Genomic DNA, 12,883 nt, shown 5'->3' with positions numbered 1-12,883 from the left:
GGTCAGGGGAGCCGGTAGGAGCGCTTCTCCAGCAGGGCGCAGCGTCCGCCCAGCCGTACCGTCCCCTCCGGATCGGGACGGACCTCGATGCGCGACCCGCGGCCCTGGTGGATGGTCAACGGACGGTTCAGCAACGCGCCCAGGCGCAGCGCGGCGGCCCCGGTCGCCTCGTCCTCGGCGATGCCCATCCCGTCGGGGAACACCCGGGCCCGGACCGTCCCCGCGGTCTCGTCCTCCCAGGCCCACACGTGCAGCTCCACCCCCCGCTCGCCCTCGGTGAGCGCGTCGACGTCGGCGGGGGTCGCCAACTGCCGGGTGTCGAACTCCGGTGCGAGGGCCGGATCCGCGCGGATCCAGGTCCACTCGCCCTCGGACCAGGTGGGGACGTCGCCGGCGGGAGGACGCAGGACGTCGACCGGCGTCCCCTCGCGGCGCAGCAGCCAGGAGGTGCCCACCAGGGGATGTCCGGCGAGGGGCAGTTCGACCGCGGGGGTGTGGATGCGCAGTCCGGCGGTGGAACGGTCCTCGACGAACACCGTCTCGGAGAAGCCGAGGTCGGCCGCGATCCTCTGGCGGGTGGCGGCGGGCAGGGGTGCGGCGTCGAGGAAGACCCCGAGGGGGTTGCCGCCGGTCCCCCCGTCCCCGAGGAAGACCGTGACGACGTGCAGGGTGGCGTGGGAGCTCATGAGGGGAACCCTGGCACGGCCGCTCGCGCCGCACCACCCCGGCAGGGTCGCCCCCTCCGAGGCGGCCGCTCCCGGCCACCGCCGCCCGGTCACTCCTGTCCCTCCGCCTCGGTTCCCGAGGGCACCGCCACGCCCTCGGCGATGTCGCGGAGCGCCTGGACATGCCGTTCGAAGGCGTCGCGCCCTTCGGCGGTCAGGGACAGCCGGGTGCGGGGGCGGCGCCCCACGGAGGTCTTGCGGACGGTGACGTACCCCGCCTTCTCCAAGGTGGTCACCTGTTTGGACAGCACCGAGTCGCTGACCTCGACGGTGTCGCGGACGAACCTGAAATCGGCCTGGTCGGCCGCTGCCAGGACCGCCACGATCGAGAACCGGACCGGTGCGTGGATGACCTCGTCGATCCTGCCGCGTGGATGCCTCATCGCCGGCCTGCCTCCGTGGTCGCGCGCAGGGTCTGCCAGGCCGCCACCGCGGGCGGCACCGCCGTGAGGAGGGCGCCGGGGATCCACCAGGCGGGTTCGCCGGGGAACAGGTACAAGCCGATCAGCAGGACGGCGCCGTAGAGCAGCGCCCAGGCCAGGATCATCATGCCGTGGCGCCGCCCCTGGCCCCGGGGCACCGTGGCCGAACGACGTTGCGCGAGAGCCGTGAGCAGGGCGATGGCGGACGCCCAGGTCAGCGTGGCGACCACGATCACGCCCGGGCCGGGGAACAGTCCGAGGACCGCCGTGCATCCGGCGGTGAGCACGGCGTAGCAGGCGGCCCAGGAGGCGTACCAGCGTCCGGTCGCACGGACCTTGGCGTCGATGACGCCCGCCGTGGTCAGGGCGGTCCGGGCCTCCCCGCGCGAGATGCCGTCGTTCATGGTGTCCCCGCCTTCCTTCCAGGGACGGCCGTTCGGCCGTCCTCCCGTGTGCAGGATGGCAAATACTTTCCACTTTGGCAAGTACTTTCCATGCAGCCATCTTCGTGAACGCGCGGCACCTGCGCGACGAGACGGTATCTTTGGCCGGGTAAACGCCAGGTGATGGGATGAATCCCCGCCCTCCACGCACACGGGGTCCCCCTCTTCGCCCCCTCGCGACCAGGAGCGCCGCCCGAAACGACCAGGAGTGCCATGTCCCCCCTCGCCGCGCTGCGCCGGATGCGTGAGATCGCCGGCACTCCCCTGCTGGCGGCCTCCTTCCTCGCCCGCCTGCCGGTCTCCATGTCCCTCATCGGCGTGCTGACCCTGGTGACCACCCAGAGCGGCAGCGTCGCGGCCGGCGGACTGGTCTCCGGGGCGCTCGCGCTGGGCGAGATGGTGGGCGGCCCCGTCATCGCCCGCCTCGCCGACCGGCGCGGGCAGCGCCCGGTCGTCCTGACCGCCTCCCTCGTGGACGCCGCCCTCATCGGTGTTCTGGTCACCGCGGTCTTCGCCGGGGCGAGCACCCCCACGCTCGCGGTCCTGGCGATCCTGGCCGGGCTGGCCATGCCGCAGATCGGCCCACTGGCCCGGGCGCGCTGGATCTCCATCGCCGGACGCTCCCCCCACGACCGGGAGCGTTCGGTGGCCGCCGCGCTGTCGGTGGACGGCGTGCTCGACGAGACCGGGTTCGTCGTGGGGCCGGCCCTGGTGGGCCTGCTCGCGCTCGCGGCCGACCCGGCCATGAGCGTCCTGGGCGCGGCCGTCCTCATGGGCGTGTTCGGTTCGGTGTTCGCGCTGCACCCCACGGCCCTGCCCGGAGCGCCGCCGCAGTCCGACGGCGGTCGGGTGGGCGGCCTCGGCCTGTTCGTGCTGGCGCTGCCGATGGCCTGTCAGGGGATGTTCTTCGGCAGCACGTCGACCGGCGTGACCGCCTACAGCCAGCAGATCGGCCACGGCGACCTGTCGGGACTGTTGTACGCGGTGATGGGGGTCAGCAGCGCGGCGGCCGGGCTGCTGATGGCCTCGGTGCCGGCCCGGGTGGCGTTGACCCTGCGGTTGCGCGCGGCCTCGCTCGGCCTGGGGCTGTTCTCCCTGCTGCTGTTCGTCGCCCCCGACCTGTGGACGCTGCTGGCCGCGATGTTCCTGCTGGGCAGCGCGATCGGCCCGCACGTGGTGACGATCTTCGCCCTGGTGGAGCGCAGCGCGCCGGCCACCCGGCTGGCGCAGGCGATGACGATCATGTTGAGCGCGCTCATCCTGGGCCAGTCCCTGGGGTCGGCCGTGGCGGGCGACCTCGCGGAGCGCTATGGCCACCATGGGGCGTTCGCCCTGACGACGGGGGCGGCGTTCGCCGCGTTCGCGGTCGCGGTCCTGGTGGTGCGATCCCGCTGGTACATCGCCGGCGACCGCTCCCCGGCGCCGGCCGACGCCTGACCCGACGGCCACTCCTGGGTTACCCGCGAGTAGAACACGATTCGGTTACTTCCGTCGATCTTCGACATAAGTTCCGTTGACGATCTCCAAAAGACTGCCTAGTTTGTGCGCTACGCCACACAAACAGGGGAAGTCGGAGACATTCGTGACCTCACCAGGAGACGTGCTCGACCTCATCAGCCGCGGGGCGGCCGAGACCCGGGCGGACCTCGTGCGTCACACGGGCATGGCACGCTCGACCATCGGCCAACGGGTCGACGCGCTGATCGAGTACGGCCTGGTCGAGGAGACGACCCCCGGCGGCTCCACCGGCGGACGGCCGCCGCGCCTGCTGCGGCTCAACACCCGTGACAACTGCGTCATCGGCGTGGACCTCGGCGCCACCCACTGCCGCGTCGCGCTGATGGACATCGGCGGGACCCTCCTCGCCACCCGTGAGGACCCCCTCCGCATCGACATGGGCCCCCTACCGGTCCTGCGCCACATCGACACCCGTATGCACGAGCTCCTGGCCGAGACGGGCCGGCCGCTCGCCACGGTCAAGGCGATCGGCATCGGCGTCCCCGGCCCCGTCGAGTTCGCCACCGGCCGGCCGGCCAACCCGCCGATCATGCCCGGCTGGCACGACCATCCCATCCCCGAGTTCTTCACCGACCGCTACGACGTCGAGGTCCTCGTCGACAACGACGTCAACGTCCTGGCGCTCGGCGAGCGCCGCTACGCCCACCCCGACGCCCGTCACCTGCTGTTCGTCAAGGTCGGCACCGGCATCGGATGCGGCATCATCGCCGACGGGCGGCTGCACCGGGGCGCCCAGGGCAGCGCCGGCGACATCGGGCACATCCGCGTACCCGACGCGGGAGACGCCCAGTGCCGCTGCGGCAACACCGGCTGCCTGGAGGCGGTCGCCGGCGGCGCGGCCCTCGCCGAACGCCTCACCGCCGCCGGGATCCCCGCCGAGGACGGCCGCGCCGTCGTGGACCTGGTCAACCAGGGCGACCCCACCGCGCTGCGCATGGTCCGCGACGGCGGCCGGCTCATCGGCGACGTCCTGGCCGGCCTGGTCAACTTCTTCAACCCCGAGGCCATCGTCGTCGGCGGCGTCATGGCCCACGTCCACGAACCGCTCCTGGCCGGTATGCGCGAGGTCATCTACCAGCGGTCGCTGCCGCTGGCCACGCACCGGCTCACCGTCGTCCCCAGCAGGTCGGGGGAGCTCGGCGGCGCGCTCGGCGCCGGCCGGCTGGCCATCGACCGCGTCCTGTCCCCCGGCCACATCGACCGCGCCCTGGCCCACCGGCCCGGCGCCACCCCATCCCCCCGGCCGCCCACGGCGGCCCGGTAGCACCACCCCCTGGAGGCACAGATGGGTTCGTTTCCGCACCGGTACCGCGCCGTCGCACTGGCGGCCGGAGCACTCCTGATCACCACGAGCGCGTGCAGCACCCCCGACGCGGGGGGCGGCGGTGGCGACGGTGCCGCCGCCGAGGGTCCCTTCACGATCGGTGTCAGCAACGGATTCGTCGGCAGCGAGTGGCGTGAGCAGATGCTGACGACCCTGGAGGAGGCGTTCGCCACCTACCAGGAGGAGGGCGTGGTCGACGACCTCGTCGTGGAGAGCGCCGACGTCGACGTCAACGGCCAGATCCAGCAGATCCGCAACCTGGTCAACTCCGGCGTGGACGCGATCATCGTCAACCCCAACTCCCCCACCGCCCTGAACGAGGTGTTCGCCGAGGCGGCCGAGCAGGGCATCGAGATCATCGCCATCGACCAGGCGGTCAGCTCCGAGCACGTCACCAACGTCGTCATCGACCAGGGCGAGTGGGCCGCGATCTCCGCGCGCTGGCTGGCCGAGGAGGTCGGCGAGGGCGGCCGGATCATCGCGGTGAACGGCGTTGACGGCCACCCCGCCAACGAGGCCCGCTGGGAGGGCGCCTCCGCGGTCTTCGACGAGGCGGGCGTGGAGGTCGTCGCCAACGACTTCGCCGACTGGGACCAGGCCACCGGCCAGCAGGTGACGCAGAACCTGCTCGCCAGCCACCCCGACGTCGACGGCGTCTTCGTCCAGGACGGCATGGCGCTCGGGGCCTTCCAGGCGCTGGAGGCCGAGGGCCTGACCGACGAGGTGGCGATCACCGGCGAGGCCCGCGTCGGCTTCATGAAGCGCTGGGCGGAACAGCGCGAGGCCGACCCCGACTACTCCAGCATCGGCGTGCCCAACCCGCCCTCGGGGTCGGTCTCCGCGCTGCACATCGCGGTCCGTCTGCTCCAGGGCGAGGAGTTCGCCCCCGACACGCTCGACGGCAACACCCTGTACCTGCCGATGCCGGAGACCGTCACCGACGAGAACTTCGACGAGCGCTTCGCCGAGGTCGAGGGCGAGGCCGACACCTACGCGGTGGACCACGCGATCACGCCCGAAGAGGCCGACGCCTACTTCCAGTAGACCGCCGATCCCCGCGGAGCAGGGAGAACCGAGTCGTGCCAACCCCATATCTGCAGATGACCGGTGTGCGCAAACGCTACGGCGGTGTCACCGCGCTCGCCGGGGCGGACTTCGCCGCCGAGGCCGGAACCGTGCACGCGGTGCTCGGCCCCAACGGCTCCGGCAAGAGCACCCTGCTCAAGGTGCTCACCGGCGTTGTGGAACCCGACGCGGGTGAAGTGCGGCTGGAGGGACGTCCCCTCCGGCCGCGCGGCCCCCGCGACACCCTCGAAGCCGGCATCAGCGCGGTCTACCAGGAACTGTCGCTGGTCGAGGACTTCACCGTCGTGGACAACCTCGTGCTCGGCGTGGAGCCCCGCAGGTGGGGGCTGCGCGACCGGGCGCAGGCCCGGCGGATCGCGCTGCCCTGGCTGGAGCGCTTCGCCGACGCCTTCGGCGGCCGGGTCCCCGCCGACGAGCGGGTGCTCGGCCTGGATCCGGGGGAACGCCAGGTCGTGGAGATCTGCAAGGCCCTGGTCCGCGACCCGCGCGTGCTGGTGCTGGACGAGGCGACCGCCTCCCTGCGCCGCCGCCAGGTCGAGGTGCTGTTCGACGTCGTCGAGGAGCTGCGCGAGGCCGGCGTGCTGGTGCTGTTCATCACCCACCGGCTGGCCGAGATCCGTGCCGTGTGCGACCGCGCCACCATCATGCGCGGTGGCACCGACGTCACCACGGTCACCGTCGGCGAGCTCCCCGAGCAGGAGCTGGTGGAGCTGATGGTCGGGGAGATGGCCGCGGTGGGCGCCGCCCCCTCCACGGCGCGCGAACAGGTGCGCCTGGAGGTGCGGGACCTGTCGGGGCCGCGGGTCCGGGAGGCGTCCTTCCAGGTCCGCGCGGGTGAGATCGTCGGCGTGGGCGGGCTCCAGGGGCAGGGGCAGGGATCGCTGCTGGCGACCCTGTTCGGGGCCGAACGCCGGCACTCCGGGACGGTCCTGGTGGACGGGCGCGAGGTGCGCCCGCGCTCGCCCAAGCAGGCCGTCCGCTCCGGACTGGCCTACGTCCCCGGCAACCGGGGCACCCAGGGCCTGGCGCTGGGCCGGCCGATCCTGGAGAACATGGCGCTGCCGTCACTGGCGCGGCGGGCGCTGCTGGGGGTCGGGCTGTCGCGCCGGCGCGAGGTCGAGGCCGCGCGTTCGGCGGCCGGGCGGATGGCGACGAAGTACGGCTCGCTGGACGACCCGGTGGCGACGCTGTCCGGCGGCAACCAGCAGAAGGTCGTCGTGGGCAAGTGGTTCGCGACCGAGCCGCGGGTCGTGCTGATGGACGATCCCGCCAAGGGGATCGACGTCCGCGCCAAGGCCGAGCTGTTCGGCGTGGTCCGCGACCTCGCCGCCTCCGGCGTGGCCGTCCTCGTCAGTTCCAGCGACGACCGGGAGCTGGTGGAGGTGTGTGATCGGGTGCTGGTGATGTTCGAGGGACGGGTCGTCGACGACGTCCACGGCGAACGGCTGACCGAGGAGACGCTGGTGGCCGCCGCGATGCGGGTGACCGGAACGGAGGTCGGCTCATGAGCGCGCCGGCCCCCACCGCCGCCCCGCCGCCGGCCACGCGCCGGGTGTCGCGGGCGCTGCTGGCCACGCGCATGCCCTCGGCCGCCACCGCGGCACTGCTCGTGGTCGCCGTGACCGCCTCGGCGCTGATGCAGCACAACTTCTTCACCCCCTACGGCCTGACCTCGAACTTCGCGACGATCCTGCCGGTGGCCACGATCGCGGTGGCGCAGACGATCGTGGTGCTGGCCGGCGGCATCGACCTGTCCATCGGCACCATCGTGACGCTGTCCTCGGTGGTGGCCGTGCAGCTCATGGACGGCGATCCCGGCCGGGTGCCACTGGCGCTCGCGGCCGGGCTGGCCACGGGCGCGGCGTGCGGTCTGCTGAACGGGCTCGTGGTGGCGGTGCTGCGGCTCCAGCCGATCGTGGCGACCTTCGCCTCCAGTTACGTGTTCGGCGGGCTGGCGCTGCTCGTGCTGCCCACGCCGGGCGGAACGGTCCCGGCGGAGATCACCGGCGGCTACCGGCAGGTCATCGCCCTGCTGCTTCCGGTCCCGGCCGTGCTGCTGCTGGTGCTGTGGCTGGCCTGGCGGCTGCTGCGCGCGCACCGGATCGGCCAGTACCTCTACGCGGTGGGCGGCAACGCGGGGGCGTCCTACGCCTCGGCGGTGCCGGTCGCGCGGGTGCGGGTGTTCTCCTACACCGCAGGGGGGACGGTGGCGGCGCTGGCCGGGATCGCGCTTTTGGCCAACTCCGGCTCCGGTGACCCGTTCATCGGCAATGAACTGACGCTCGGCTCGATCGCGGCCCTGGTGATCGGCGGGACCCGGCTGAGCGGTGGGGCCGGCGGGGCCGGGGGCGCGATCCTCGGCGCCATCGTCCTCACCCTCATCCAGAACCTGGTGTTCTTCGCGGGCGTCCCGACCAACGCCCGCGAACTGGTCAACGGCGCGATCATCATCGTCGCGATCGCGCTGGCCGGCCTGCTCACGGCCCGCGGTGGCACTTCGGACGGTGGAAGGGGACGCTCATGAGCACGGTCGAGCGACCGCGCGCGGCGGAGCAGGGGGACAACGCCCCCGGACGCGCAACAGGGGTCCTGCGCCGGCTGGCACGCGACCCGATCGTCGTCTCGGGGGTGGCCGCCCTGGTCCTGTGGGGCGTGGCCGCGCTGGTCTCCCCGGCCTTCGCCTCGTGGAGCCAGATCGTGACGCTGCTCGTGCTGGCGTCGTTCCTCGGCGTCATCGCGATCGGCCAGACCCTGGTGGTGATCGCCGGCGGCGAGGGGATCGACCTGTCGGTGGGGGCCACGGCGACCCTGGCGGCCATCGTCGCCTCCCGCCACATGGACGGGTCCAACGAGGGCTTCGTGGGAGCGGTCGCCCTCGCCCTGGGCGCGGCGGCCGTGGTGGGCGCCCTCAACGCGACGGGGATCCTGGTGTTCCGGGTCCCCCCGCTGGTGATGACGCTGGGGATGATCTCGGTCGTCTACGGCTTCATCCGCCTCTACACCGGTGGCCGGCCGGCCGGATCGGCCGCGCCCGCCCTGCGCTCGCTGGTCGGTGGCGACACGGTCGCCGGCATCCCGGGGGTGCTGTGGCTGTGGCTGGGGCTGTCGGTCCTGGTGATCTGGCTGCTGCGGCGCACCTCCTACGGGTGGCGGCTGTACGCGGTGGGGGGCAACCCCACCACCGCCTACCTGTCCGGGGTGAACCCCCGCTTGGTGAAGGCCAGCGCCTACGTGCTGTCGTCGCTGTTCGCCGGGGTGGGGGGACTGCTCCTGCTCGGCTACACCCAGACCGTGTTCCTGCGCCTGGCCGACCCCTACATGCTGCCCAGCGTCGCGGCGACGGTCGTGGGCGGGACCGCGCTCATCGGGGGGATCGGCGGCTACCTGGGCACGATCATCGGCGCGATCCTGCTCACCGTCCTCGACTCCTTCCTGCGCGTGTTGCAGGTGGGCGGTGGTGGAGACGCGCCGCGGCAGATCATCTACGGGCTGGTCCTGCTGGTGGTGCTGTCGGCCTACGGACGTCAGAAACGGCTGCGGCAATAAGTCCGCATCCCCTTCCGGCTACACCCGACAGGAAACGGAGATGAGCAGGTGAGTAATCGTCTTGGCGTCGCGATCGTGGGAAGCGGTTTCATCGCGGAGTTCCACGTCCGCGCGTTCCGCGGGGTGCGGGACGCCGACGTGGTGGCGGTCGGCGGACGCAACCAGGAGACGGTCCAGCGGGTCTGCGACCTCGCCCGGGAGCTGCGGGTGGGCGATCCGGTCGGCTATGCCGACGTGCGCGAGCTCGTACGCGACCCGGCCGTGGACGCGGTCTGGATCACCACGCCCAACCACGTCCGGCTGGAGACGGTGCGCGCGATCACCGAGGAGGTGCGGTCGGGCCGGGCCCGGCTGCGCGGCATCGCGATCGAAAAGCCCCTGGGCCGCACGGTCGCCGAGGCCGCCGAGGTGGTCCGGCTGGTCGAGGAGGCCGGGCTGCTGCACGGCTACCTGGAGAACCAGGTGTTCGCGCCGGGCGTGACCCGGGCGCACGAGCTGGTGTGGGCGCGGGGCGCGTCGGCCGCGGGATCGCCCTACCTGGCCAGGTGCGCGGAGGAGCACAGCGGGCCGCACCGCGCCTGGTTCTGGCAGGGGGACAAGCAGGGCGGCGGCGTCCTCAACGACATGATGTGCCACAGCATGGAGGCGGGCCGCTTCCTGCTGACCCCGCCCGGCGTGGACATGGCGCAGTGGCTCACCCCGATCAGCGTGGACGCCACGATCGCGAGCCTGAAGTGGTCGCGCCCCGCCTACGCCGACGACCTGGTGCAACGGTACGGCCCGGAGGTGGACTACCGGCGCTCCCCCTCCGAGGACTACGCGCGGGCCACCGTCGTCTACCGCAACGGCGACGGCGACGAGGTGATCGTCGAGGGGACGACGTCGTGGAGTTACGTCGGCGCGGGTCTGCGGCTGACCTTCGAGCTGCTCGGCCCGGAGTACGCGATGTCGGTCAACAGCCTGGACACCGAGGCCAAGGTGTTCCTGAGCCGCGAGATCGCCGGGAAGCCCGGCGAGGACCTGGTGGAGAAGCAGAACGCCGAGGGCGGTCTCATGCCGGTCCTGCCCGACGAGCCCGGCGCCTACGGCTACACGGAGGAGAACCGGCACATGGTGACCCGCTTCCTCGACGGGGTGCCGCCGGCGGAGAGCCTGCACGACGGTCTCCTGGTGACCCGGCTGTTGATGGGGGCCTACCGCTCGGCCCAGGAGGGCCGGCGGGTGGACCTGACGGGCGCCGAGGACCTGGACCACTTCACCCCCGACGTGGCGCAGGGCACCTGGCGGCCTCGGGGGTGATCTCGCGGAACGCGGGGTGGTGATCGCCACACCGGGGGCTTCCGCCGGCCGCGCGCGGCCGGCGGAAGCCCTGGGAACGCGCGGACACGGCCGGTTCCGGGGGCCGTGGAGCGGACGGAACGGCGTGCGGCCAATGTCACGCAAGGACCAAACAGCACAATTATTAACAGAAACTTGCATGCCGGAAACAGCGGCGTAAGCTGGGCCATCGTGCTTACGCTGTTCCCTCCCCGAATGCTTCGGGCGCAGAATCGCCGTAGAGAGGTCTCCGTGCCCCAGTTAACGGGCCTGGCCCACATCACCCTGTCCGTCCGCGACCGTGACGCGAGTGTGGAGTTCTACCGCGACGTGCTGGGCTTCCGCGAGTACCAGACACGCGACGACGGCCAGTGGTTACGCACCACCTGCCACCACCCCTGCGGTCTCGTCCTGGCGCTGACCCAGCACCGGGACCACTTCAACGCCCGCTTCGACCCCCGCCACGCCGGTGTCGACCACATCGCCTTCGAGGTGGCCGGGGTCGGCGACCTGGAGACGTGGGAGGAGCGGCTGACCGAGCTCGACGTCGACCACTCCCCCATCGTCCACTGCGACTCGGGGTCGCTGATGAGCTTCACCGATCCCGACGGCGTCCAGCTCGAGCTGCACTGTTCCCCCGACCCCGACACCGGGGAGGACTGAGCAGCCCGGCGCCGCTCACTCCGGCGAGACGAGCTGGAGGCGCACCTCGCGTTCGCGCATCTCCTCGATGGCCGACTGGGGCAGCCGGTCGTCGCTGATGATCAGGTCGAACTCCTCCAGCTGGGCGACCCGGAACGTGCCGAACTTGCCGTACTTGGTGCTGTCGACCGTCAGGACGCTCTTGGAGGCGATGCGCAGCAGCTGCTGCTTGGCCATGACCTTGGGTTCGGAGGGCGTCGTGGACCCCCGCTCGACGTCCCATGAGCTGCTCGCGATGAACGCGATGTCGACGTTGACCTTCCTGAGGAACTCCGCCGAGAACTGTCCCACCGATGAGTGGTCGGCGTGGGCGACCAGCCCTCCCGTGTGGATCAGTTCGATGTTGGGGTACTCCATGAGGTGGCCGACCACGTTGAAGTCGTTGGTGATCACGGTGAGCCCGACCTTGTCGGTCAGCAGCGGCACCATCTGGAGCGTCGTCGTCCCGGCGTCGAGGAAGATCGTGAAGTTCTCCCGGACCAGTTCGGCCGCGGCCCGCGCGATGGCGCGCTTGGCCGGGACCTCCAGTTGCGCCTTCGCCAGGTAGGAGGGCTCGCTCTTGAGCCGGGCCGCCAGACGGACACCACCGGTGACCGACAGCACCTTGCCCTCGTTCTCCAGGGCCTGGATGTCGCGCCGCACCGTCATGTGCGAGACGGACAACATCGACGTGAGCTCGTTGATGCTGAGAACGTGGCGTTCCTGCAAGAGCTTCAGAATGTGCTCGCGCCGTTGGTCGGGGATCATCTTTCGCCTTCGGATTCGTTTGCCGTCGTCGGTGTGTGTCACTGTGACAGACGTATCCGCCACTCCAAAAGTTTCCCAGTCCGCCGGCCACCCCCGCACCCGCCCCCCGCGTGACCCCGATCGCAACCGGTCGGCACTTCCCGGATTTTCACCGATCGGCCCCACGCGCGTTCCCCTCCTTTGGCACTCTTGACGCAGTAGCCCGGCGCGCCGGCACCCGGACGCCGGTCCCGTCGCGCCCATCGGAGGCATCCATGACGCTGGCGATCGCGCACCGCGGCGACCCCATCCGGTTCCGCGAGAACACGCTTCCGGCCATCCGCGCCGCCGTCTCCGCCGGGGCCGACATGATCGAGATCGATCTCAAGGTCACCGCCGACGGGCACGTGGTCCTCCTGCACGACGAGACCCTGGAACGGTTCTGGGGACTGGACCGGCCCGTGTCCGACCTCACCCTCGCCGAGCTCGCCGCGCTGGGGGACGGCCGCGACCGGCGCATCCCCACCCTGATGGAGGTCCTCGCCGAGTTCGGCCGTCCGCCGGCCCCACCCCTGATGCTGGACGTGACCTCGCCCGAGGTCGCGTTGGCGGCCGACACGCTGGTCGCCGAGCACGGCGCGTCGGACCACGTGCTGTACTGCGGGTCGATCGAGGCCATGCGGGAGTTGCGGGCGTGTCGGACCGACATCCAGCTCGCGCTGACCTGGGACCGCCCCGATCTCCCGCCGGCGAGTCTGTGGCAGGAGCTGCGGCCCCGGTTCTACAACTCCTACTGGCCGTTGCTGACCCGCGAACTCGTCGCCGAGGTCCACCGGCACGGGTACGGGGTGTGCGCCTGGACGGTCAACGACCTGGGCGAGATGGCGCGGTTGATCGGCATGGGGGTGGACGCGCTCATCACCGACCGGCCGGCCGACGTCGCGACGCTCACCGGTGGCCTTCCCGTGGCGCGTTGATCTCGATCGGGGTGCGCACGCTCCGGCGCATCTTCCGTCCCTTCCGCCCTCTGATGGCGTCGTTCTCCCCAGATAAATGAATTCGGTTCATTTCAAA

General features: G+C 71.7%; 13 protein-coding genes. 9 read left to right on the top strand and 4 right to left on the bottom strand.

What is annotated here, in order from left to right:
- Positions 1–2: 2 nt before the first annotated feature.
- From B5D66_RS04415 to B5D66_RS04405, 3 genes are all read right to left on the bottom strand, one after another.
- Positions 3–686, bottom strand: coding sequence for a PhzF family phenazine biosynthesis protein (locus B5D66_RS04415; RefSeq protein ID WP_078760299.1), 684 nt, complete (start codon positions 684–686; stop codon positions 3–5).
- An 89-nt stretch (positions 687–775) separates the two neighbouring features.
- A complete protein-coding gene (locus B5D66_RS04410; RefSeq protein WP_078760298.1) occupies positions 776–1,108 on the bottom strand; it encodes a winged helix-turn-helix domain-containing protein in 333 nt (110 codons plus the stop codon).
- Positions 1,105–1,551 carry a hypothetical protein gene (locus tag B5D66_RS04405; RefSeq protein ID WP_078760297.1) on the bottom strand — a complete coding sequence of 149 codons (447 nt, stop codon included), beginning with the start codon at positions 1,549–1,551 and terminating at the stop codon, positions 1,105–1,107. The genes B5D66_RS04410 and B5D66_RS04405 overlap by 4 nt, the downstream gene beginning before the upstream one ends.
- Before the next feature lie 252 nt (positions 1,552–1,803).
- Here B5D66_RS04405 and B5D66_RS04400 point away from each other — a divergent pair, with 252 nt between their 5' ends.
- The 8 genes from B5D66_RS04400 to B5D66_RS04365 all read left to right on the top strand — a co-directional run bounded on the left by B5D66_RS04400 (position 1,804) and on the right by B5D66_RS04365 (position 11,044).
- Positions 1,804–3,027, top strand: coding sequence for an MFS transporter (locus B5D66_RS04400; protein ID WP_078760296.1), 1,224 nt, complete (start codon positions 1,804–1,806; stop codon positions 3,025–3,027).
- Between the two features lie 145 nt (positions 3,028–3,172).
- Positions 3,173–4,372, top strand: coding sequence for an ROK family transcriptional regulator (locus B5D66_RS04395; RefSeq protein ID WP_235000736.1), 1,200 nt, complete (start codon positions 3,173–3,175; stop codon positions 4,370–4,372).
- 21 nt (positions 4,373–4,393) lie between these two features.
- Positions 4,394–5,476, top strand: coding sequence for an ABC transporter substrate-binding protein (locus B5D66_RS04390; RefSeq protein ID WP_078760295.1), 1,083 nt, complete (start codon positions 4,394–4,396; stop codon positions 5,474–5,476).
- 35 nt (positions 5,477–5,511) lie between these two features.
- A complete protein-coding gene (locus B5D66_RS04385; protein ID WP_235000734.1) occupies positions 5,512–7,026 on the top strand; it encodes a sugar ABC transporter ATP-binding protein in 1,515 nt (504 codons plus the stop codon).
- Positions 7,023–8,042 carry an ABC transporter permease gene (locus B5D66_RS04380; RefSeq protein ID WP_078760293.1) on the top strand — a complete coding sequence of 340 codons (1,020 nt, stop codon included), beginning with the start codon at positions 7,023–7,025 and terminating at the stop codon, positions 8,040–8,042. Before B5D66_RS04385 ends, B5D66_RS04380 begins: the two co-directional genes overlap by 4 nt.
- Positions 8,039–9,064: an ABC transporter permease gene (locus B5D66_RS04375; RefSeq protein ID WP_078760292.1), complete on the top strand. Its 1,026-nt coding sequence runs from the start codon at positions 8,039–8,041 to the stop codon at positions 9,062–9,064. The genes B5D66_RS04380 and B5D66_RS04375 overlap by 4 nt, the downstream gene beginning before the upstream one ends.
- 48 nt (positions 9,065–9,112) lie before the next feature.
- A complete protein-coding gene (locus tag B5D66_RS04370) occupies positions 9,113–10,363 on the top strand; it encodes a Gfo/Idh/MocA family protein (RefSeq protein WP_078760291.1) in 1,251 nt (416 codons plus the stop codon).
- Between the two features lie 270 nt (positions 10,364–10,633).
- Entirely contained in the window at positions 10,634–11,044 is a 411-nt protein-coding gene (locus B5D66_RS04365; RefSeq protein WP_078760290.1) for a VOC family protein, read from the top strand.
- 15 nt (positions 11,045–11,059) lie between these two features.
- Here B5D66_RS04365 and B5D66_RS04360 read toward each other — a convergent pair whose 3' ends face one another.
- A complete protein-coding gene (locus tag B5D66_RS04360) occupies positions 11,060–11,830 on the bottom strand; it encodes a DeoR/GlpR family DNA-binding transcription regulator (protein WP_078760289.1) in 771 nt (256 codons plus the stop codon).
- Positions 11,831–12,084: 254 nt separating this feature from the next.
- Between B5D66_RS04360 and B5D66_RS04355 the strand changes: the two genes are divergently transcribed.
- Positions 12,085–12,786 carry a glycerophosphodiester phosphodiesterase gene (locus B5D66_RS04355; RefSeq protein WP_078760288.1) on the top strand — a complete coding sequence of 234 codons (702 nt, stop codon included), beginning with the start codon at positions 12,085–12,087 and terminating at the stop codon, positions 12,784–12,786.
- Positions 12,787–12,883 lie beyond the last annotated feature (97 nt).

The organism is Marinactinospora thermotolerans DSM 45154 (genome assembly GCF_900167435.1).
Classification (GTDB): domain Bacteria; phylum Actinomycetota; class Actinomycetes; order Streptosporangiales; family Streptosporangiaceae; genus Marinactinospora; species Marinactinospora thermotolerans.
Note: the sequence above shows the minus strand (reverse complement) of the source record. Positions and strands in the feature narration are given on the sequence as shown.

Coding starts and splice junctions, on each gene's coding strand:
- B5D66_RS04390 (WP_078760295.1), top strand. CDS start 4,394: ATGGGTTCGTTTCCGCACCGGTACCGCGCCGTCGCACTGGCGGCCGGA.
- B5D66_RS04380 (WP_078760293.1), top strand. CDS start 7,023: ATGAGCGCGCCGGCCCCCACCGCCGCCCCGCCGCCGGCCACGCGCCGG.
- B5D66_RS04405 (WP_078760297.1), bottom strand. CDS start 1,551: ATGAACGACGGCATCTCGCGCGGGGAGGCCCGGACCGCCCTGACCACG.
- B5D66_RS04410 (WP_078760298.1), bottom strand. CDS start 1,108: ATGAGGCATCCACGCGGCAGGATCGACGAGGTCATCCACGCACCGGTC.
- B5D66_RS04375 (WP_078760292.1), top strand. CDS start 8,039: ATGAGCACGGTCGAGCGACCGCGCGCGGCGGAGCAGGGGGACAACGCC.
- B5D66_RS04400 (WP_078760296.1), top strand. CDS start 1,804: ATGTCCCCCCTCGCCGCGCTGCGCCGGATGCGTGAGATCGCCGGCACT.
- B5D66_RS04360 (WP_078760289.1), bottom strand. CDS start 11,830: ATGATCCCCGACCAACGGCGCGAGCACATTCTGAAGCTCTTGCAGGAA.
- B5D66_RS04355 (WP_078760288.1), top strand. CDS start 12,085: ATGACGCTGGCGATCGCGCACCGCGGCGACCCCATCCGGTTCCGCGAG.
- B5D66_RS04415 (WP_078760299.1), bottom strand. CDS start 686: ATGAGCTCCCACGCCACCCTGCACGTCGTCACGGTCTTCCTCGGGGAC.